This is a genomic window from Xanthomonas sp. WHRI 1810A, assembly GCF_040202885.1.
GTDB lineage: Bacteria > Pseudomonadota > Gammaproteobacteria > Pseudomonadales > Pseudomonadaceae > Aquipseudomonas.
The window spans coordinates 1-19785 of sequence record NZ_JBEGED010000026.1; the positions used below are offsets into that span (position 1 = coordinate 1).

Annotated in this window: 18 protein-coding genes and 2 pseudogenes; 9 read left to right on the top strand and 11 right to left on the bottom strand. The window is 50.7% G+C overall.

The features are described 5' to 3' along the window. Positions 1-613 precede the first annotated feature (613 nt). Together ABQX22_RS25000 and ABQX22_RS25005 are read left to right on the top strand one after the other, a co-directional pair. Positions 614-1246, top strand: a complete 633-nt coding sequence (locus tag ABQX22_RS25000; protein WP_349802565.1) for a LysE family translocator — start codon at positions 614-616, stop codon at positions 1244-1246. Between the two features lie 426 nt (positions 1247-1672). Continuing rightward, the gene (locus ABQX22_RS25005; RefSeq protein WP_205489427.1) at positions 1673-1873 is read left to right on the top strand and encodes a DUF1737 domain-containing protein; all 201 of its coding nucleotides are present in this window, start codon (positions 1673-1675) and stop codon (positions 1871-1873) included. A gap of 40 nt (positions 1874-1913) precedes the next feature. On the opposite strand, the pseudogene ABQX22_RS25010 reads toward ABQX22_RS25005, so the two are convergent. Together ABQX22_RS25010 and ABQX22_RS25015 are read right to left on the bottom strand one after the other, a co-directional pair. Beyond that, positions 1914-2108, bottom strand: a pseudogene (locus ABQX22_RS25010) (transposase domain-containing protein); the annotation flags it as partial. 476 nt (positions 2109-2584) lie between these two features. Further along, positions 2585-2779 (bottom strand): annotated as a pseudogene (locus tag ABQX22_RS25015) (transposase domain-containing protein); the annotation flags it as partial. A gap of 233 nt (positions 2780-3012) precedes the next feature. On the opposite strand from ABQX22_RS25015, the gene ABQX22_RS25020 reads away from it, so the two are divergent. Together ABQX22_RS25020 and ABQX22_RS25025 are read left to right on the top strand one after the other, a co-directional pair. Continuing rightward, positions 3013-3579, top strand: coding sequence for a putative glycolipid-binding domain-containing protein (locus tag ABQX22_RS25020; protein WP_349802566.1), 567 nt, complete (start codon positions 3013-3015; stop codon positions 3577-3579). Positions 3580-3742: 163 nt separating this feature from the next. Beyond that, positions 3743-4309: an isochorismatase family protein gene (locus ABQX22_RS25025; RefSeq protein ID WP_349802567.1), complete on the top strand. Its 567-nt coding sequence runs from the start codon at positions 3743-3745 to the stop codon at positions 4307-4309. A gap of 2 nt (positions 4310-4311) precedes the next feature. Here the strand turns inward: ABQX22_RS25025 and tnpC are convergent, their stop codons facing one another. The 3 genes from tnpC to tnpA are packed head-to-tail and all read right to left on the bottom strand — an operon-like array spanning position 4312 to position 6539. Then, positions 4312-5838 (bottom strand): IS66 family transposase, encoded by a 1527-nt coding sequence (tnpC, locus tag ABQX22_RS25030; RefSeq protein ID WP_349802568.1) that lies wholly within the window; start codon positions 5836-5838, stop codon positions 4312-4314. Between the two features lie 51 nt (positions 5839-5889). Next, the gene (gene tnpB, locus ABQX22_RS25035; RefSeq protein WP_349802569.1) at positions 5890-6225 is read right to left on the bottom strand and encodes an IS66 family insertion sequence element accessory protein TnpB; all 336 of its coding nucleotides are present in this window, start codon (positions 6223-6225) and stop codon (positions 5890-5892) included. Then, positions 6222-6539, bottom strand: a complete 318-nt coding sequence (gene tnpA / locus ABQX22_RS25040; protein ID WP_349802570.1) for an IS66-like element accessory protein TnpA — start codon at positions 6537-6539, stop codon at positions 6222-6224. Before tnpA ends, tnpB begins: the two co-directional genes overlap by 4 nt. Before the next feature lie 82 nt (positions 6540-6621). On the opposite strand from tnpA, the gene ABQX22_RS25045 reads away from it, so the two are divergent. Continuing rightward, a protein-coding gene (locus tag ABQX22_RS25045) for an IS3 family transposase (RefSeq protein ID WP_349802571.1) occupies positions 6622-7991 on the top strand; the annotation gives its coding sequence in 2 pieces (ribosomal slippage) (positions 6622-7090 and positions 7090-7991; 1371 coding nt in all). Between the two features lie 1176 nt (positions 7992-9167). Here ABQX22_RS25045 and ABQX22_RS25050 read toward each other — a convergent pair. Next, on the bottom strand, positions 9168-9599 hold the full coding sequence (locus tag ABQX22_RS25050; protein ID WP_349802572.1) for a hypothetical protein: 432 nt from the start codon (positions 9597-9599) through the stop codon (positions 9168-9170). 87 nt (positions 9600-9686) lie between these two features. On the opposite strand from ABQX22_RS25050, the gene ABQX22_RS25055 reads away from it, so the two are divergent. From ABQX22_RS25055 to ABQX22_RS25070, 4 genes are all read left to right on the top strand, one after another. Next, positions 9687-9974 (top strand): helix-turn-helix domain-containing protein, encoded by a 288-nt coding sequence (locus ABQX22_RS25055; protein ID WP_349802573.1) that lies wholly within the window; start codon positions 9687-9689, stop codon positions 9972-9974. Between the two features lie 440 nt (positions 9975-10414). Continuing rightward, a complete protein-coding gene (locus tag ABQX22_RS25060) occupies positions 10415-11383 on the top strand; it encodes a DNA-processing protein DprA (protein WP_349802574.1) in 969 nt (322 codons plus the stop codon). A 15-nt stretch (positions 11384-11398) separates the two neighbouring features. Further along, positions 11399-12628 carry an HAD hydrolase-like protein gene (locus ABQX22_RS25065; RefSeq protein WP_349802575.1) on the top strand — a complete coding sequence of 410 codons (1230 nt, stop codon included), beginning with the start codon at positions 11399-11401 and terminating at the stop codon, positions 12626-12628. Positions 12629-12659: 31 nt separating this feature from the next. Then, positions 12660-13763, top strand: a complete 1104-nt coding sequence (locus ABQX22_RS25070; protein WP_349802576.1) for a S1 family peptidase — start codon at positions 12660-12662, stop codon at positions 13761-13763. 70 nt (positions 13764-13833) lie between these two features. Here the strand turns inward: ABQX22_RS25070 and ABQX22_RS25075 are convergent, their stop codons facing one another. The 5 genes from ABQX22_RS25075 to ABQX22_RS25095 form a co-directional block, all read right to left on the bottom strand. Then, positions 13834-14280 carry a hypothetical protein gene (locus ABQX22_RS25075; protein WP_349802577.1) on the bottom strand — a complete coding sequence of 149 codons (447 nt, stop codon included), beginning with the start codon at positions 14278-14280 and terminating at the stop codon, positions 13834-13836. After that, a complete protein-coding gene (locus ABQX22_RS25080) occupies positions 14281-16281 on the bottom strand; it encodes a hypothetical protein (protein ID WP_349802578.1) in 2001 nt (666 codons plus the stop codon). After that, positions 16274-17857, bottom strand: coding sequence for a site-specific integrase (locus tag ABQX22_RS25085; protein WP_349802579.1), 1584 nt, complete (start codon positions 17855-17857; stop codon positions 16274-16276). Before ABQX22_RS25085 ends, ABQX22_RS25080 begins: the two co-directional genes overlap by 8 nt. Next, complete coding sequence (locus tag ABQX22_RS25090; protein WP_349802580.1) at positions 17854-19098, bottom strand: tyrosine-type recombinase/integrase; 1245 nt, start codon at positions 19096-19098, stop codon at positions 17854-17856. The genes ABQX22_RS25085 and ABQX22_RS25090 overlap by 4 nt, the downstream gene beginning before the upstream one ends. Positions 19099-19224: 126 nt before the next feature. Next, positions 19225-19776 carry a single-stranded DNA-binding protein gene (locus tag ABQX22_RS25095; RefSeq protein ID WP_349802581.1) on the bottom strand — a complete coding sequence of 184 codons (552 nt, stop codon included), beginning with the start codon at positions 19774-19776 and terminating at the stop codon, positions 19225-19227. Positions 19777-19785 lie beyond the last annotated feature (9 nt).

A 19785-nucleotide genomic window follows, 5' to 3' on the forward strand; every position in this document is an offset into this window, starting at 1 on the left:
CTGGTGTCCACTTAAATTAAGTGCACACCATGTCTTGGCTTTGCAGCGCTGGGTAGATGACTTGGCCGGACGGATACCGTTGCCCCGACTGGACCCCTGATGGAAATGATCCCGTTCAACGAGCGCTAAATCAAGGGGCAGGAAGGGACGAATCAGTGCCAATGGCTACAAACCTCAGCAGCCGTTTAAACCGTTTTCCGACAGTGTAATTAGTCGATCACTTTGGGTCTGAGCTGTTGTTGAGTATGCGTCCGGCCAAGTCATCTACCCAAGCCCGACAAGCCAGGACATGGTGTGCACTTAGGTGGGCACCAGTTCTAGCCTTTTAAGCGGGTATATCGTCGGCGCGCAGCGCTGACGGTGCATCAGCGCGTTTTTACACACTCTGGGCCAGAAGCGGTCATCCATGATTTAGTCGCTTCGTATTCTGGTGTGGCGGATATCAGGAGCTGCTACTGCTGTATGACGTTTTGTTCGTCAATCTGTATCTAGCAACCTCCCCTAGGCTCCACTACTGTTGCCTGCTCCTTCCCAGTGCATACCATCTGAGATTGCGAAAGCCGCAGATTTAGCGAAGCTTTCGATTCGTTATTTTGTCCTTTGGAGTTACGCCATGCCCGAACTGTCCAACCTGTTTGCCTACGGTCTGATCTCACTTGGCATGGTGCTGACTCCCGGCCCGAACATGATTTATCTCATTTCGCGGTCGATCTGTCAGGGACGAATGGCGGGACTGATTTCCTTATGCGGCGTGGCATTGGGTTTCGTCGTTTATATGCTTTGCGCCGCATTTGGCATCACGGCCTTGGTATTGGCTGTTCCCTATGCGTATGACGCTCTGCGGCTCGGCGGCGCGCTCTATCTGCTCTACCTCGCCTGGCAGGCGGTCAAGCCCGGTGGCCGCTCTCCGTTTCAGGTGCGCAACCTTCCCAAGGACAGCCCGCGCAAGCTGTTCATGATGGGCTTTGTGACCAACCTGCTGAATCCAAAAATCGCGGTCATGTATTTGTCGCTGCTACCCCAGTTCATTAACCCCGTCGACCACGGCAGCGTACTGGCGCAATCCATCGTGCTTGGCTTTACGCAGATCGCCATTAGCGTGAGTGTTAACGCGCTGATTGCTGTCATGGCTGGCTCCATCGCGGTGTTTCTGGCAAGCAGGCCCGGGTGGCAGATCGTCCAACGCTGGATGATGGGGACGGTGCTCGCAGGCTTGGCCGTGCGCATGGCCGTCGAAAGGCGCTAATTGTCCATTCCGTGCTCAGGGCCTAAAAGCGGGCAAGTTTTGGCCAATAAATGACTGCCGTGAATGGCCGCAATGAGTCCAGAGTGTGTCAAAACCCTCGTTAGCGGCTTCCACTCTAGTGTTTTTTCCCACTCAGCCCAGGTCAGACATCAGTTGCTCAGATTCAGTATAAGATTCCGGAAATCAGCAGGTACGCCGACAACGTGGGCTAGAGGCTAGAAATCTGGGGGTTGGATGATTGCAAGGTAAGCGCCTGGGCAACCCGCCTTATAAAGTGCGCGCTGAGGATGGGTACATTTCCTTCCAAATGGCAGTGTCACACGAGTGGTGTAATCTATTTCAGAACTCAGGATACTCAAGCCGATAACCTGTGCCATACATGAGCAATCTTGAGCCAGAACCACCCTATGTTAGAGGAGTTCGCATGTGACCGTACCACCTGACGATCTGCCAATTTACCGTATTCTTACTGGCCCTGACGATGCAGCTTTCTGTCACCGTGTGAGTGCTGCATTGCAGATGGGTTACCAGCTTTATGGTAGCCCTGCTGTCACCTTCAATGGGCAAAATGTGATAGTGGCGCAAGCGATCATTTGGGGCGGATCTACCCTTGTATCTGTTGGGTAATCAGCCTGTATCGACAATGGTTAGAAGTATGCCTCCGGCATCACGCCTTGCGTGCTGAAAACGGTTGCCACTTATGCGGCAGCAACTGGTCGATTTCACTCGCCCGCTGAGTCGGCAGCCACGTGAGAACATCTTTCAGATAGGCATAAGGATCATGACCATTCAGTCTCGCCGACTGGATCAGACTCATGATCGCCGCTGCCCGTTTTCCGCTGCGTAGAGACCCCGCGAAGAGTAAGCGTCTGGCGAACTCAGCTTCACCATTAGCCATTGCTGTCGGCATTGGTTGATCCCGCTATCATATGATCACTTCATCAGAGCAAATCAAGCTATGCCAAGGTTGTCATTCGCCATCCGAGTTTTTTTCGCTTGTTGCCTTTTGATCGCGACCGCCAATCACATCCGAGCAGATTTCCAGCATGGGTTGTTGTGGGACTACGGCTATGGGGACAGCGCCTACTGGGCTAGCCGTGTTTTCTGGGGGGCGCTGACTTTTTTGACCCGCTGGCGGTGCTGCTCCTTTTCAAAAAACCCAGGATGGGAATAATCCTCACTGTAGTAATTATTTTGGCTGACGTGGCCCATAACACCTATTACGTCGCACTGGAAAAGCAGTGGCTGGAGCCGTTCTATCTATCGCAAGTAGCGTTTCTTATTGCGGTGGCTCTACTCTCACCTATTGTCTGGAGGTGTACCATTAGCCGCGTAGCACTAGCCAACCCGACTCGATGGTGAACCACTCCAATGGTGGGGTAGAAGCTCCCCGATTTCACCTGCTCGCTGCGTCGGCAGCCGCGTCAGCACATCCTTAAGATAAGCATACGGATCATGCCCGTTGATGCGCGCCGACTGGATCAAACTCATGATCGCCGCCGCCCGTTTACCGCTGCGAAGCGACCCGGCAAACGTAAGCGACCAGCCAACTCACCTTGCGTGGATTAACGGTAACGAATTTCAGCAGTGATTTTGCGTTGCTTCTCACCAGTTGCATCGCCAGTTGTGCGAGGTTTTCCTACGGCGGCCCATACGGATCATGTAAATTCAGACGTGGCGATAGGATCAAACCCATGAGCCTCTCTGCGCCGCAAGCTTCGCTCACCTAGTAACATCGCTAACCCGCTCCGCAAAGGAAGAAACGGATGAAGACAGTTGCTCAATGGTGCGATTGGGACGGGAATGGCCTGGATCATTGCTCGTTTTTTGAGAGTGGTGATTATTCAATCCTTGAAGGCGTTGTCATCGGTACTCGCGAAGGAGATTACGGTGCGCACTACTTTGTCCGTACTGACGCTCTTTTCCGCACACGTGAGGTGCGGGTCGAGTATGTCGGCGGCCCACGTATGCACGTAAGCGCTGATGGCGAGGGGCGCTGGCACGATCTGCTTCGCGACGAGCCAATACCATCGTTAGCGGATTGTTTGGATGTCGATATCGGCGTGACACCTGCAACGAACACGCTGCCTATCAAGCGCCTCAAATTACGGGAGCAGGCTAGTGAAGATATCGTCGTAGCGTATGTTCCTCTACTTGCCCAAATTACAGGTGATTTCCTACCTAGGGCTGCCCAGCAACGCTATAGCTGCCTAACGCTCAATCAACAGTACCGATATGAGGGGGTTTTTCGGGGATTTACTGCTGATCTCGAAGTGGATGAGCACGGCCTTGTACGCGACTATCCTGAAACATTCCGAAGAGTTTCACTGTAAATGTTAGCATCGGAGTAAGGGTCTGCCGAAGTCACCTTGCCTAAGCAAGAGGGTCATCACGAAGGGGTAGTTCCCAGGCAGGTTTCGCCTGCAATCAGTTGCTGGTAGAGGCTCGTTGCAGCACACTCAGTCGACTGGCCCCACCTAAAGGAGATGAAGTTACATGAGGGATCAACCCAGCCCTGTCCCCCTTGTTATCCTCGATGTTCAGGATGCCATTGATCGCCCGAATTGGGATGGCAAAAATAATCCTGAGTATGTAGCGGTGATCCAACGCCTTCTCGACCACTGGCGATCAAACGGCTGGCCAGTTCTTCACGTGAAGCACGATGAACAGACTCCTACATCCAGCTATTACGTCCATGGCCCGTGGAATGGCATCAAGAAAGACGTTGCCCCGATAAAGGGAGAGACCATCATCATCAAACATGAAAACTGCGCCTTCATCAGCACCGAATTGGATGCCATTCTTAAAGGGATGCAGGTAAAGCGTTTGGTACTGACAGGCGTTGTAATTCATAACAGCATGGACGCCACTGTCCGTGCGGGAAAAGCACTCGGATACAGCATCATCATTCCCTCAGATGCCACGACAGCCGTGCCCGTCGTCGGGAGGGATGGAAAGTCCTGGGACGCCACAACCGTTCATGAACTGACCTTGGCAATACTCGGTGATGAGTATGCCGATGTCATGTCATCGGACGAAGTGGTCGCACAACTCACCCTATGAAGTTATGTAGGCATCCACAGATGCGGCAGCAGTTGACCTATTTCACTCGCCCGCTGCGTCGGCAGCCGCGTGAGCACATCCTTGAGATAAGCATACGGATCATGCCCGTTGATACGCGCCGACTGGATCAGGCTCATGATCGCCGCCGCCCGCTTGCCGCTGCGTAGTGACCCGGCAAACAACCAGTTAGACCGCCCAAGCGCCCACGGCCGGATCAGGTTCTCGATCTGGTTGTTGTCGATGGGCACAGCACCATCTTCGAGGTAGCGCGTTAGCGCTACCCAGCGTTTGAGGCTGTAATCCAGAGCCTTGGCCGTGGCCGAACCTTCGGGCACAAGTTCACGCTGGGCCAACATCCACTCGTATAGTTTTTCAGCGATGGGCACCGCTGTTTCCTGGCGTAACCGCCAACGGTCTTCGTCGCTCATTTCCTTGGCGTGTCGCTCGACTTCGTAAAGCCCGCCAATCGAGTGAAGCGCCTGCTCCGCCAATTGGCTTTTATTGGCTACATGCAAGTCAAAGAACTTACGGCGTGCATGGGCCATGCAGCCGATCTCGGTGATGCCCAGCTCAAAGCTGGCCTTGTAGCCGGCAAAGTCATCACACACCAGCTTCCCGTTCCAGGTGCCCAGGAAGTTGCGCGCATGTTCGCCGGCACGGCTGGGGCTGAAGTCGTAGACAACAGCCTTGAGTGCCGAAAATGGCGTGCTGCTGTAGGCCCAGACGTAAGCACGATGGGTTTTCTTCTCTCCTGGAGCCAGCATTTGTACCGGCGTTTCGTCGGCGTGGACTACCCGTTGGGCCAGCACTGCTTCGCGCAGCGCATCGACCAGCGGCTGAAGCTGCACGCCGGTTTGACCCACCCACTGCGCCAGGGTCGAACGTGGTATAGCCAGGCCGGCGCGGCCGAAGATCTTTTCCTGTCGATACAGCGGCAGGTGATCGGCGAACTTGGCAACCATCACATGCGCCAGCAGGCCGGCGGTGGGGATGCCCTTGTCGATTACCTGCAACGGCACCGGTGCCTGGATCAGGGTTTCGCACTGCCGGCAGGCCCATTTCCCACGAACGTGCTGCTCGACGGTAAACACGCCTGGTGTGTAGTCCAGCTTTTCGCTGACGTCTTCGCCAATACGCTGAAGCTGGCAGCCGCACGCGCACTGGGTGTTGTCCGGCTCGTGATGGATCACAGTACGTGGGAACTGCGGTGGCAACGGCACACGCTTGGGTTGCTGGCGTGGTGCTGCCTGTGCGGGAGCGGGATGAAGGGCTTTTAACTCGGCCTCGATGGCTTCGAGGTCGGTATTGAGCAGGTCATCGAGCAAGCTGCCTTGCGCCGGGCTGATCTGCTCGCTGCGCTTGGCAAACTTGTGGCGTTTAAGGATGGCGATTTCGTGAGTGAGTTGCTCGATGATCGTTTCATCACGATGGATCTTTCGGCTCTGGGTGTCGATCTTGGACATCAACTGCGCAGCCAGTGTGCGCAGTTGTTCGGGGGTCATTTGGTCGAGATCGGGCAAGGAAGTCATGGGGGTGGATTTTACCAAAGCAGCCCGACTGCTTCAGCTAAAAGGCAGCATTTAACGCAATGTAATTGCGCCACCCGCACCGACTCGTTGCCAGGGTAATCCAAGTACCAGCGCCTGGAGTTGTTCGGGGTCGAGTTCGACCTCCATCCCACGATGGATGCCTGGCCAATGAAACTTACCTTGGTTCAAGCGCCGCGCCGCCAGCCAGATACCGACGCCGTCGTGCACCAGGACTTTCATCCGATTGGCCCGACGGTTGGCAAAGAGGTAAGCGCAGTGCGGCTTCGCCGCACCGAACACCGCAATTACTCTGGCCAATGCGGTCTCGGTACCGGCGCGCATATCCATGGGCTCGGTGGAGAGCCAGATGGCGTCGATACGGATCATTGGGCCAAGCCACGAATGAAACAGGCGCAGCCGTCCGGATCCGAGGCTGGCCATTTTACGGTGATGGATTTATCACCCGGAGGCAGCGAGATGATCACCATCTCTTCTGATGCTCGCCTTGGTACCGTTTTTACCGGAACGAAAGCCGGCAAGGTTGCAGGCGATTGATCCCGGTAAGTCGGTAGCCACTTGCGGATCACGTTGGCATTGATGCCGTGATGGATGGCTACGCTGGAAATTGTCGCTCCGGGTTGCAGGCATTCCTGGACGACCTGGGCTTTGAATGGTTTGGGGTAAGAGCTTCGTTGGCGCATGGAAATCCTGGCGATAAGGGTGATCGCGTCCGCTTAAAATGATCTGACCCCGAAATGTTGGACATCAACATCCAGGGGGCTCATGAAAAAGTACACAGAGCAGGCGAAATTGTCGGTTGTTGAAGATTACTGTTCGGGGAGCGCAGGTCACCGAGAGGTAGCGCATCGCCACGGAGTCAATTCTTCTTCACTTCGAAAATGGATTGCGGCCTATCAGGCGCTTGGTGCCGCAGGCCTCAAAAGTAAGAGAAAGAAGAACTACAGCCCTGAGTTCAAGCTGGCTGTATTGCAGCGCATGCGAAAGGAAGAGCTGTCCTATCACCAAGTCGCTGCGCTGTTTGATATCCGGAAATCCGACATCATTGGCGAATGGGAGCGCAGGTATGATGAAGGCGGTTTGGAGGCCTTGTCCCGGCAGCCAGGAAGCGGACGTCACCAGAAAATGACAAACCCTATCCCGCCCATTCAGCTTGAATCTTCGGACGACGAAGCTCGTACGCATGATGATTTGCTGGCCGAATTGAGCCAGTTGCGGATGGAGATCGCTTATTTAAAAAAGCTCGATGCCTTGGTTCAAGCGAAGGAACGAGCAGCGCAGCGGAAAAAGCGCAAATCGTGATTGAACTGAGGCAAGAGCACCCTCTGGAAGGCCTTCTGAGAGTGGCGGGCTTGGCGCGTAGCACGTTTTACTATCAACAAAAGGTGCAGCAAGCCGTTGATAAATACGCGGTACTGAAGACCAGAATTTGCTCGATCTTCGACGAGCACAAAGGCCGATATGGCTATCGCCGCATCACTGCTGCCGTTCGGCGAGCTGGACACCTCGTGAACCACAAGACTGTTCAGCGCCTCATGGGCGAGCTTCAGTTGAAAAGCCGTGTGCGCACAAAGAAATACCGGGCCTACAGAGGCGAAGAAGGTCAGGTTGCGCCGAACCTGCTGAAGCGGAAGTTCAATGCCAAAAGACCAAATCAGAAATGGGTTACGGATGTGACGGAGTTTCGGGTCGGCGGGCAGAAGCTTTACCTCTCACCGATACTTGATCTCTACAACGGCGAAATCATCGCTTTCAAGACAGCCAGGCGCCCGCTGTTCGATATGGTCGGCGGAATGCTACGACAAGCCTTTGAACGGCTACGGCCACGCGATGAACCAATCTTGCATTCTGACCAAGGATGGCAATATCGAATGCCTATTTACCGTCGCGTCCTGAGCGAGCGAGCAGTGAAGCCGAGCATGTCTCGCAAAGGAAATTGCTATGACAATGCGGCTATGGAAAGCTTTTTCGGCACCTTGAAGTCGGAGTTCTTTTACCTGAACAAATTCAGCAGTCTTGATGAGCTTGAAGCAGGGATAGAGGGGTACATACACTACTACAATCATTCGCGAATCAGGCTGAAGCTGAGTGGCCTAAGCCCTGTGGAATACAGGACTCAAGCACGGCGGGCATAGAAGGCGTCCAACATTTCGGGGTCAGATCAAAAATACGCGGACACCATCGCCCTTAATGCTGGAGTTCGGTAGGTGTGTTCGCCGCCCGCTTACGTTGTTGATGCGGAGCTCTCGATTCGTCGGCCGCCCTCTAACTGGTGCCAACGCTTGCTCCGTACATAGGGCCTGCGATGTTGCTAGGCCCAAGCCTGCGCAAGCCGGAAAACAACGCAGAATCGCTAAACCATAGGGTTAAGGGCTGTAGACCGAAGGAGGTGCCTGGCCGGACAACAGCTCTGGCACGTAGGTCAATGAAGGTACGCAAGAGAGCTATCCTATTCGCTCCTCACGCGCATTAGCGACAATTGATATCGAGAGCGAATACTCGCAGCCGGTTGACAGCGCACAGAGACAGCACGTCTCCTGAGACGGTAAGTGTCTCACGACGTAAGCGATACCGTGCTTGTGGCTGGTAAATGACCTAGGGGTAGCTCATCCATGATCGATATCGCTCAAGCATGCACGTTAGTAGGGTGTCAGCTACAGGTGAATGAGGGCGATCATCTCTCTGGTAAAATAGCTGCGCTTAACAGAAATTCGATACCGTCAGCGCAGTCAGCACCAACTCTCCGATTTCGGCCTCCAAAGTAACGATGCTGGCTCAAATCACCGTTCCCGGGCTATCCCGATGAACCAGAAGCAGGTCATCGGGTGAGCTGCGGGTAGCTCATCCGTGAACGATAGCGCTCAAAAAAGCTGGAAATGCCTCATTTCATCAGACCTCACTGCACTTCTATACTTCCCTCGGTTAGCGCATGCCGTAACACGTAAGTCAATGACCCACATGATTAGGGCGACAAGACTTCGGAAACTTCAGCATAGGATGGACCTATGATGTCAACGCGAGTTGTACGTTATCCTAAGCCATTTTAGATTTGGGTCTTAACCATTCTTTCATGCATGCGCCGTCTATAAATATTTCTTCTCGCAGCGATAGTACCTCCGAATCTGATATAAACTCCGCCAATCGAGTGGGCTCTTTTTAAAAATATTTAAAGGTTAAAAATCCCTATTGATTATCCATCTGTGCTCAACTTTCCGTACCCGTTCAATCTTGAGTATCTTAGTAACACATCACGCCCTCCGGCTTTCAGCACAGCTTATTAACCCGCAAAGTACCATTGAAAGAGTAATCCCTTAAATCTCACTGCTCCTGTAAAATACGCACTCTTTTAGCTTGGTTTGTTTCGTGTTAAAAACCACTTGTGGGGTATAGTAATGCTTACCTGGAACGCGAAAGAGTTCAAAGCTTCCGTGTTCTTCAAAGTGACACTGGGTGTACTCAAGAAGTTTTTCCATCTGCCAAGTTTCAGTTCCATTTACGTATGCTGGCGTAACCAGCATCACGCCACTCACAGACAAGCCAGGTGCAGGACTACATATAACCTTGGCAAGGATGTAGGGGTCCATTGTTTCGAGCATCGTCCGTGTGACGCCTCCATCGCTATGGCGGCTCAGGGTAATGTAGAACCATGGCGTATGCAGGCTGTGTTCGACGTAGCTCCAATACAAGCCGTCAGCACCAATTTCAGAGAGGTCAACGTACGCCTCCTGCCGTGTCACGTACATGCCAGCACCCCCAAAAAATGACCACTATAGATTGTAGCCCCATAGCGGTCTACAAGGCTTCATCATCTATTTTGTGTAGGATGCAAAATGGAGTTGAAGCAAGCGTTTGGTCTGGCACTAAAGCAGTTTAGATTGGCCAAAGGCCTCACCCAGGAAGACTTTTCGAGCATCAGCAGCCGGACGTACCTGAGCACTCTGGAGCGCGGCTTGAAATGTCCAACATTAGACAAGCTAGAAGCCCTGGCCACGGTGATGGAGGTCCATCCATTGAGCGTACTAGCGGCTGCATATCATTTAAAAGGCGATGCGGACGACCTTGAAGCCTTACTGGCACGTATACGTGCAGAGGCTGGTTCCGTGACACCTGATTCTTAGTAGCCAAGCTCTGGCAACAGTTTGCAGATTGCCGCTGCACGGAAGTCATCTCGGCTCGGATGCCACTATGACTATCAAGAAGAGTTTCGCCTGGCACCTCTGAACGGGAGGCGCTGGGAATGCATCATCCCTCAGTTACCAAACCAGTCTCTGAAACCGGAATGAAGCCGAATAAGGCACATTTACACGGTGAAGCGGGCAGTCTGAGTGGGAACTCGGGCAATGGTGTTGGCGCAGATGCGATTTTGACCTAGGCCGCTCGTTTGAGTTAGCGAATGCGAGGGCTGAGATCCGATCGCCATAGGCCATGCCTAGGATTTGAACATGCAAAGCCCCGTCGTCATTAACGTAGGCTCAGTGCATGCGTTTGATTGCCAGAAACCATCGCCACCATGCTAAAGTCAACGTAGGACGACGTAATCGCCTATAGGACGCCGAACGTGGCTTTAGCTGAACGCATTTTTTGGAAAAATGAACGCATAGCCTTTTTAGCGCTATCTACACTCAAAGGGGTTGGCTTCTGGACATTGCACCAGATCGCCGCGTCCAATTCTGGCTTTAAAACCACATTCAAGAATTCTCTTGAGAAATACTTGAGGATCGAGGATGGCTCCACAGCGGCATTACCCGAAATTAGAAAGAAGTTGTGGCAGCGCGGAATAAAGCTAATTGCCGAACTAGACAAAATCAATGTAGTTCTAATATTTAATGGTGAAGAACGTTTTCCACCAAAGCTAGCTGGTATTGAAGACGCACCTAAATGGATCTTTATCCAGGGCAATATACTCAATCTTGATTCAACTGCAGTAGGCATTGTTGGCACACGAAAACCAAGTGAGGACGGTTTATTTCTAACAAGACTAATTCTATCCTCTCTAAGTAGGAGTTCTGTTGCAACAGTTAGCGGACTGGCATTGGGGATAGACCAACTCGCGCACTTAGAATCGATCAAATACGGGCTACCAACAATAGCCGTGCTCGGGACCGGCATCAGTGAATGCTATCCAAGAGGGTCTGAGCCGGTGCGAGATCTGATACTCAAAAATGGCGGAACAATAATTACAGAATATCTGCCTACTCAAAGCTACAGCGGTGAGAACTTTGTGCGACGTAACCGGCTTCAAGCTGCCTTGTCCGACACATTGATCCCAGTAGAGTGGAAGATAAAGAGCGGAACCGCCCATACCGTTGCCTTCGCATGGAAATATCGAAAGAAAATAGTTAACGTGTACCTTCCAAAAACCTTAAGTGCTAGACCAGAGATCACTTTCGCAAGCAAGACTTATGGCGCCTACGATTTTGAGATGCCTTTAGCTATACCGGAGATGTTAGAGCGAATTAGAACTGCGAACGACCAAAAACGTGATGCTATTATTGAACCAACGGGCCAGCTTGGGCTTGAAATCTAGCAGGGATGCACTGGCATGTCGAAATTGAAAGGCATCATACTTAGTATTGAGGATGTTTTGGTTCGCCAGGGAGATGGTGATCGTAAGATATTCAACCAAGTAACCAAGCTCATTCAGTACCTAAAGAGCAAGAACATTGAATTCGTCGTAATGACGAACCGTCAATGGACCGTCGATAAAGGGACTCGACCTTTGGCAGATGCCTTAAAAGAAGTTTGGGGGGAGTTTACTTATCTTTGCCGTGCAACCGACTCGAGAGTCCCGCCAAAACCTCGCGCTGAAGCTGTCGAGTACGTACTTAACCTGATGGGATGGAATCGCAATGAAGTGCTCTATGTAGGGGCGTCTGAAAGTGACATGCAGACTGCCGTTAATGGAAACTTGCTTTTTTTGCGTGCGACTTGGTATGCAAACAAAACCGATTATGGGTTTGAATTTGACTCACCTAAAGACATTGCGCGATATATAGATACTTTTTGTCTAAGAGATCATCTATGGTGCCATGAAATTCAAGCAGAAAGCTTCGAGTACTACGCACTGGCTCCTTTCAGCACAATGAAACCTGAGTATACCTTGTACTCCCAAGATGCGAGAGATGCTGCAAAGCATGGCCTTGGACATCCTGATTTTTGGGTGGGTGCTCTTGTCTCTAGCCTTTATTTCAGCGGAGTTTACCAGCGAGTTAATTATATCGCTGTTTACCCAGGGCACAAAGCAGGCTCAGGAAATAAGGTTATGAACGATGCGATGGCTATCTTTGGGAAGTGCTTCAGAAAAAATTACTTGCCAGATTTGATAGTTCGCCATACAACAGCTCAAAAATCTCAAACAGCGAGAAACAACGGCATCGCATTGGACCATTTAAATCAGCTAAATACAATATCTATAAATAAAGCCCCGCTAAGAACTGCAACCGTCCGTTACAAAAATCCACCACTCGGCAAGGGGAAGACCGTACTGGTGATAGATGATATCTGCACTAAAGGTTATTCACTCGAGACAGCAAGGCACTTTATAGAGCAAACTGGTTCCAAAGTTATCTTGGTATCTTGGCTTAAAACAATAAACACTGACATCATACAGCTGGCGCCATTTAGAAAATTCGATCCCTATAAGGCAACCCGTTTTGGCCAGCAAAAGGTGGCAAAAATACACTCATATCGAGACAATCTCGTAGATCATTTGGCCCCAGGCGAGCTAGCCGGTATATTCAGGAACTACCAAGACTGGCAGTGGCCTGTATGAACTATTGCTAAATCTTTAGAGTAGCGCCTCTATGAATACTGCTATTCGAAAAATCTACGAAAAGTATGCTTCGGGTATGGCATATGTAGCGGTGGAGCAGCCTGACGGTACTGAAAGTATTGGGTCAGCTTTTCATGTTGGAGACGGGGTTTTCGTCACTGCTCGCCATGTTGTCGAAAACAATACGATTTTAGAGATATCGACGGTTATTAGGTCATATATACCAGTTAGTGATGAATCTACTGACGCCACCACCTCAATCGTACTTGCCGGCGGTGAAAGCTTTCAAGCCCATACAATCTCGCCAACTGTATTAGAAATCATCAAAGGGCCTTTTTTTCATAGAGATGAAAAAATAGATATTGCAGTGTTCCTAGTGTCAGGGCTTGATCCTTATACGCCTGCTATGCCTCTCGGCTGCCACTTGGACGACTGGCTTGGGATTGATGATCTCGTCTTGTCTGAAGTTTTGGTGTTAGGGTTTCCGCCTATACCCTTTGCTATGGCGCCAACACTGATCGCCGCGCGTGGTGAGGTCAATGGCCTAATCGATGTGCGCCACTCCCCTCATGTGCACTTCGTTGTTTCAGCAATGGCACGGGGCGGGTTTAGTGGGGGCGTTGTCCTAACTAGAGATGATTTCATACTGGGCGTGATAACTCAAAGTTTAGTAATGAATAATGAGCCTGAGCAGCTTGGGTACATGACAGTTATTTCAGTTGAACCGATTTATCAGTGCTTGGCGGATAATAAAATGCTGCCACGTGCGCAGAGCGCACAGTGGGATGGCCTATGGAATGGCAGGACTCACTGGTTCGCTAAAGATGGAGTTATTAGTTTCAGCCGGCTGTCAATAGATGTTTTTGACGACGGATACGGCTTAACTCTCTCCTTGTATAGCACAGTCGCCACGGACCTAATAACTCTGATCTATCAGGTAAAGAAGTGCAATCAGCTTCTGATTGTGGAGGAGTCGATTACATCCGATAGAGCAGTGTTTGAGTTCCAAGTCGCTTACGGGGCCTCTCAGCTTTTTACCGAGTTAGAGGAATCTTTAATTTTGTACGTCGCCACACTTGGATATACTGATCAGAATGATTACCTCCTAAAAAATACTCCAATGGCGCCTTTCTGATTTCGTTGCTCCGAGCGGTGGCGCCCACTTTGCCTCCGCCCGAAACACAGAATCTTTGAAATATAGGTTGTCACTTAAGTTTTTTCAGTCCCTTGAGCCTGTCGCGCAATGGTGCGTCTGAACGTTCGCGATCTATAATAGGAAGTGGCTTGTTTAAATGCTGTTCACTCAGCCCTTTGATCGATGCATTGTATTGCCAACGTAAAAACTGCTCAATCAAACGGGAGTTTTCACTCTTAGTAGCAGCTAATTCGGCTTCGAGCCGGGATATCCTATCTCCCGCTATTTTCAAGCTGGAAGGGGCCGGGGGTTTTGCCGGTAAATCTTTGTTACGGAGTTTTGCATAGTCGAAAGCTTTTCTGACCGCAGGATTAGCGCCCAAGGTCTGCCTAGTTAGCACCTTCCCAATGAGAGACTGCGCTCTGGTGCAGACGCAGTCCCAAGTAACAGGACCCTCCCATGAATACAGAAAATCCTCAATCGCTTTTATTTCAGCACTGGTTACAGGCTTAGTCATTCACATCTGCTCCAACAAGTTGCCAAGCCGATTTATTTTCTCCTCACTCACCGACTGAGTATTTATTTCCCCACGTGTTCGCAACGCCCGGTTTATATGGCTCGGAGAGTGGTCCCTTCTCAATCGAATTAGAGACCCATCTGGAACCTCGTCATCGTCCATGATAGCAATCAGCTCACGCAACCTGGAAGCTGATACTTCATGATGTTCATACCACCGGTCAGCACCGTATTGTCCAGCGGACATAGCTAGTTCTGTGGCAATCAGTTGCTCGTCGGTCTCCGCTAATTGCGCCGCCAGCTCTTCCTTAGTACCGGCTCTTTTCTCGCAGAGGTGTTCCTCGCAATTCAAACAATCTCGAAACATTCCGCAAGGAGCAGCAGCGTAGTCGTGTAGACAAAAACCCCAAAGGGAGCGATGGATAGGACCCTTCGGCGCAAGATCGTAAGCGTCCCGCCCCACAGGTTCGCAATGTATCATTATCGAATTTTCGTAGCCCGCAGCGATCTGAGCCTGTTCGTACTTCACTGCGATTTCATTCGACGTGAGGTGATTGTAGACCCGATTTTGCTTTTGGTCAGCTCGACCGGCAAACCGCGCTATCTCTTCCTCGGACATTCCACCCCGGTGGCCCATTGTGTCAATCATGTGCCTCATTTGGTGCGTAGTAATCTTCATCTCTGTTCCATCAGAATGAGCGAAATTATAACGGCTGAAGATACTATTATGAGCGCCCGGGCCAAGGCTAAGCCGAGGAGATAGATCGTTGTTCACTATGTTTGGTTCTGGAAGCCAGGGAATTACTCGGAGCGTGCCCTTTTGAGAAGTTAATATGTTTTTTTGCATAGCAAACAATGCATTACCAAAAGTCACACCTGCCCTCGGTTCGACCGACGGAAAATCTGCCGGCATACGCCGTTTGAATTTGGTCCAGAGAGTTTCGAGGGTCAGAACATCTCCCTTGCTAAACCCATACAAATAATAGATTCGTTGCTTTGCTTCATCGTGTGATAGGTATAGACCCAATGCCTCACAGGCCTCAACTTCTGTTAGAGGCTTGCTGCGATTGAGATGACCCGAATCAGGATGAATGAACATAAGATCGGGATGGTCTTCAAGCCACCTAGATAGTTGTCTACTTTCATCCGTCAGTTTCCTTATTCGCGCTAAAGCCTCCTTGACAATCGGCCACATTACAGTCGGAACCCACTTGATGTTCGCTCCGTACCCTTTTCCCGAGTAAAATCTTATACCGTAAACTTTTTCCCCTTCTCGAGTAACGTCATTCACCTCGCAATCAACAGGCAAGTGCAGTACCTCTGAGATCCGCACACTCCCGCTCATCAGCAAGGCAAACACGCTGCTGGTAAAGATGTCCCTTGGATCTTCACCTACGTTTGCAAATATATCTGCCATCGCCAGCACGGCCTCACTGGACGGCAGCTTGCGGGCCCTTGCCTCTCTAGCTTTTTTTCCAACTTTGTTAGAATCTTGCGGCCTGGAAATTGGATTTTGCCATGTATCACATGAGTTCCTCACTAAAAGGTTATTCGAAACGAATTTTGCTAAGCGTTGGAGCTCCCTTCCACAATGATAGGCAGCGGACTTGTAATGCTCGCGAGCTAATAGTGCAGCGCGATCTAGAACTGATGCGTCCAAGTCTAAGATATCAGGCTTGCCGTGAGCATCTGTTAGAACCCTTTCCAGCACCTTCAATGCCTTGGACTCATTACGGGAACGAGTCGGCCTATGACCTTGCTGATACCTAAAGTAAGCTTTCGCGAAGGATATGAAAGGTTCCGCCATCCGATCCTCAATAGAAAACGACCTAGACACAGAACCTAACTTAGTGAAATTTGCAGCTCTAGGCCATAACCAAGCGTCAAAATCCAAGTCAGCTCCAAAAACAGAAAGCTCGCCTTTGCATTGATCGATGAAAAGAGCTAAGTTTTGGCAAACGTCTATCTCACTTCGACTAGAAAAACAAAACACGTTATTCATCAGCAAGCTCCTCCTTGCGCTTAGCGCACTTACTTATCACATCGGCAACGGCAAAAATTGTGCGATCCAAAATAGAAGCGACAGACAGGGAACCAGTTTTAGCTATGATCCGTTCGCGCTCATCCAGCAGCTCGATGTATAACTTTTCATGTGGCCCGTCAATCCAAGGTTGAAAGCTAAAACATGTGTAGCATGGGCGCGGTACATTCATGCCACAATACGAATAACTGCCACAGGTACCGACAGCACACCTGTTATGCTTTACCCTGCTGGAAGGATCAGAGCCACGTAAAGCATCTAACTCGGCACCAACCAGGTTACCGGTAAAAGCCTGTGCATAAACCGCCAATTGGAAGCCAAGGGCCTCATCGATTTTTTTCAGATGTTCTGGCACGTTCAAGGTGTAGACATCTACGTGCTGAATATCGGAGTGGTCAAGAAGTTCCGCAATCACGTACTTACTCATGCCCTCCCTAGCTGCTCGGGTACCTAGGGAGTATCTGAAACGTCTTGCAAACACATTCAGTAAATCATCAGTCCGGTCGGAGACGATCCCCAGGGACTCGACCGTTCGCTTCAATATGTTATTCAACACTGAAGTTCTAATATGCAGCTGATCACCAAATAACGCCTTGATAAAAGCTGCCCTTGTAGGATACTTAAGCCAACTTCGCTGCGCAGGAAACAGTGGCAAAAGCACCTTTTGAGTCAAGGGGAGCTCGTAGCCTAAACAATCGAGCTCATGCCACAGCTTTTGCCTATGGCTGTCCAAAAGCTCCCACATTTCCCGAGTTAACTGATATGTCTTGAATTCGTCCCTAAACTCCGCCCCTTCTTGTTTAGCACGAGGAATATGTAGGAAATAGTTAGTGACATCATCAGAATCAAGCACACTAATTAGATCACTGCATTTTAAGTGCGTTAGCTGAATTGGGCGACGCCCCGTCATGCTAATTATCAAGCAGGCGCACAAATCATACAGACTTATCTCACCTGCCTCATATGAAAAGATAATCTTTTCATTGAATGAGGCATATTCAACATCAGAGAAAGGCCCCTTAGTTCGATCAAGGCTTTTAACTGCCAGTCCTTTTCTACGTCCACCCACCCGCCAACTGTCTAACATTTCCACAACATCGTTGGAGACCCCTTCGTACCTGAAATTCCGCCACCGTCTAAATAGCGGTCGAAGGACAGTTAGGTGACCGCGATCACTCCCGAACAAGGCCCTGTAATTTATAAGTTGGACCGTGTTGATTTCACCTGATGTCGATGAAAAGAAGCCATGCAAGGCTTCGGCTGCTTTCAATGTAGTGGCCGCAGAAAATGTCGTAGCGTAGTGCTCCATCAGTTTTCTCACCGCATAGTGATGCTGGGGCGGAGTTCGCTTTATTACCTGGGCCATATTGAGCGAGTAATCCTTAGACAACTTCCAGATTTCATCCGCTGAATAAAACTCATACCCCAGAACAGATCTTAGGACGCGTTTTTCTGAAGGCATCGTGCTTATAATCAAGCGCCCATCGGTAGCAGTAGTGGTTGAGGCAGCTGCCGCAACCTGAACTGAGTTATTCATTTTGGCACCCCTTTAGCTTTGAGGTGGTCGCTCTGTAGGTTCATACCGTACTCAGCAGCTTTCCGCTCTATATACCGGCGGTTATAGGTAGCGGCAGTACCGCTGCCAAATCTCCAGCCCATTAATTCGGAACGAATTAGCTCCTCTTCAGCGGGTGGGATGCCTGCCTTATCCATCAAATCAGAGAACCGCTCATTCCAATAGTGGCGTAGATCGTGTCCAGAAAATTTACTCAGAGGCGGGACCGCTGTTCTGAGACTATGAATCACATCCTTATAATTAGCGATAGATATGGGATTACCCTGCGTAGGCCCAGCCTTGTGCGTGACAATTAGAAATCCATGTCTACGCGCTCTTGGTACTAAATTACGACAGCGCGTGAGATAAAACCGCACTTCATCCATAAGAGTCGCTTTTACTGGGATTATCCGATCATTAGTCTTAACCAACGGTTGGTCTATCCGTGGATCGGACTTCTCATCTGCCCGCCTGATTATCTCGACTTGATTGGCCTTGAAATTGAAGTCTTCAATTTTCAAATTTAGTAATTCGCCGCGCCGGATCCCAAGCTCATACATTAACGATAGCATCAATCTGTTCCTGACCTGAATCGCAGGATCTAGCCAAATATTATACTCAGAGCCTGGACGGAGCGCTTCGGTGAATGCCAACGCAGTTACCGCATCTAACCCACGCCTCCTCTTAATATTGTTCCGTCTTTTATTAATAGGACGGATGTCCTTCATAGCAGCCAATACCCGGGCCAACTCATTAGGATCGAGTGGCTTGCGCAAGAATAGGGAAGCTAGCCACTCTAAATACCTAGTAGATACGCCCACCCGCGCATGCATTACGGCTTTCGAGACGAAATCAGATTGGGAAAAATAGGTGATGGGCGAGTTTTGTTTGGGCTCAGGTGATAATCGTCGGTGTAGGTCACCTCGAAGAGCCTCAACCTCAAAGGGCTCTAACACTTTTCCCTCAGATAATCGGGTAACCAAGTTTATCTTAGCCTCCTCCATCACCTGCAGGAAGGCGCACAGGTGGCCAGCATTGTTCGACACGGTTGAAGCCGAACGGCTGCCATTCCGGATTTGGGTGGTTAAGAATAGGTTTGGGTAATAGAGAGGCATGCCCAGACTATCCACGACGACGCAACCCCTCTCCCCATTTTCGAAGATAGTCTTTCTGACTACCCCCACCTTCACTGGTACGCCTATTTCAGCAAATATAACACTCATCTCTAACTATCCTCCTAGCGCCCACGACCGATCCAAATTGACCTTTTCTCGAGGTAAAAAAAAGCCCCAAGTGTTTACTCTTGGGGCTTCTGAGGAAGATCTTACATTTTCGGTCTGAGCTATACCCTAGAACGGAATATCGTCATCGAAGCTGTCGAAATCAGGCGCCGGTTGTGGCGACTGTTGCGGCGCTGGACGGGATTCACGTTGCGGCTGCTGCGGCTGCGAGTTCGACTGCTGAGGCGCCGACTGCTGCGGACGCGACTGCTGTGGACGAGGAGCGGAGTTCTGATAACCGCCACCGCCTTGACCCTGTGGAGCGCCTTCGCCTTGCGGACGGCCGCCCAACAGCTGCATGGTGCCCTGCATGTCGACGACGATTTCAGTGGTGTAACGCTTGATGCCGTCTTTTTCCCACTCGCGGGTTTGCAGCTTGCCTTCGATGTAGACCTGCGAGCCTTTGCGCAGGTATTCGCCAGCGATTTCAGCGACCTTGCCGAACATCGAGACACGGTGCCATTCGGTCTTTTCAACTTTCTGACCGGTTTGCTTGTCGGTCCACTGCTCGCTCGTCGCCAGACTCAGGTTGGTCACGGCATTACCGTTAGGCATGTAGCGAACTTCGGGATCCTGGCCACAAGTACCGACCAATATGACTTTGTTAACCCCACGGGCCATAACGTTCTC

Bases quoted from the DNA above. Each gene is read 5' to 3' on its own strand.
- ABQX22_RS25070 (WP_349802576.1), top strand. From the start codon at position 12,660: ATGAATACTGCTATTCGAAAAATCTACGAAAAGTATGCTTCGGGTATG.
- tnpA (WP_349802570.1), bottom strand. From the start codon at position 6,539: ATGCGCCAACGAAGCTCTTACCCCAAACCATTCAAAGCCCAGGTCGTC.
- ABQX22_RS25000 (WP_349802565.1), top strand. From the start codon at position 614: ATGCCCGAACTGTCCAACCTGTTTGCCTACGGTCTGATCTCACTTGGC.
- tnpC (WP_349802568.1), bottom strand. From the start codon at position 5,838: ATGACTTCCTTGCCCGATCTCGACCAAATGACCCCCGAACAACTGCGC.
- ABQX22_RS25050 (WP_349802572.1), bottom strand. From the start codon at position 9,599: ATGTACGTGACACGGCAGGAGGCGTACGTTGACCTCTCTGAAATTGGT.
- ABQX22_RS25025 (WP_349802567.1), top strand. From the start codon at position 3,743: ATGAGGGATCAACCCAGCCCTGTCCCCCTTGTTATCCTCGATGTTCAG.
- ABQX22_RS25075 (WP_349802577.1), bottom strand. From the start codon at position 14,280: ATGACTAAGCCTGTAACCAGTGCTGAAATAAAAGCGATTGAGGATTTT.
- ABQX22_RS25080 (WP_349802578.1), bottom strand. From the start codon at position 16,281: ATGAATAACGTGTTTTGTTTTTCTAGTCGAAGTGAGATAGACGTTTGC.
- ABQX22_RS25020 (WP_349802566.1), top strand. From the start codon at position 3,013: ATGAAGACAGTTGCTCAATGGTGCGATTGGGACGGGAATGGCCTGGAT.
- ABQX22_RS25055 (WP_349802573.1), top strand. From the start codon at position 9,687: ATGGAGTTGAAGCAAGCGTTTGGTCTGGCACTAAAGCAGTTTAGATTG.
- ABQX22_RS25095 (WP_349802581.1), bottom strand. From the start codon at position 19,776: ATGGCCCGTGGGGTTAACAAAGTCATATTGGTCGGTACTTGTGGCCAG.
- ABQX22_RS25065 (WP_349802575.1), top strand. From the start codon at position 11,399: ATGTCGAAATTGAAAGGCATCATACTTAGTATTGAGGATGTTTTGGTT.
- tnpB (WP_349802569.1), bottom strand. From the start codon at position 6,225: ATGATCCGTATCGACGCCATCTGGCTCTCCACCGAGCCCATGGATATG.
- ABQX22_RS25085 (WP_349802579.1), bottom strand. From the start codon at position 17,857: ATGAATAACTCAGTTCAGGTTGCGGCAGCTGCCTCAACCACTACTGCT.
- ABQX22_RS25090 (WP_349802580.1), bottom strand. From the start codon at position 19,098: ATGAGTGTTATATTTGCTGAAATAGGCGTACCAGTGAAGGTGGGGGTA.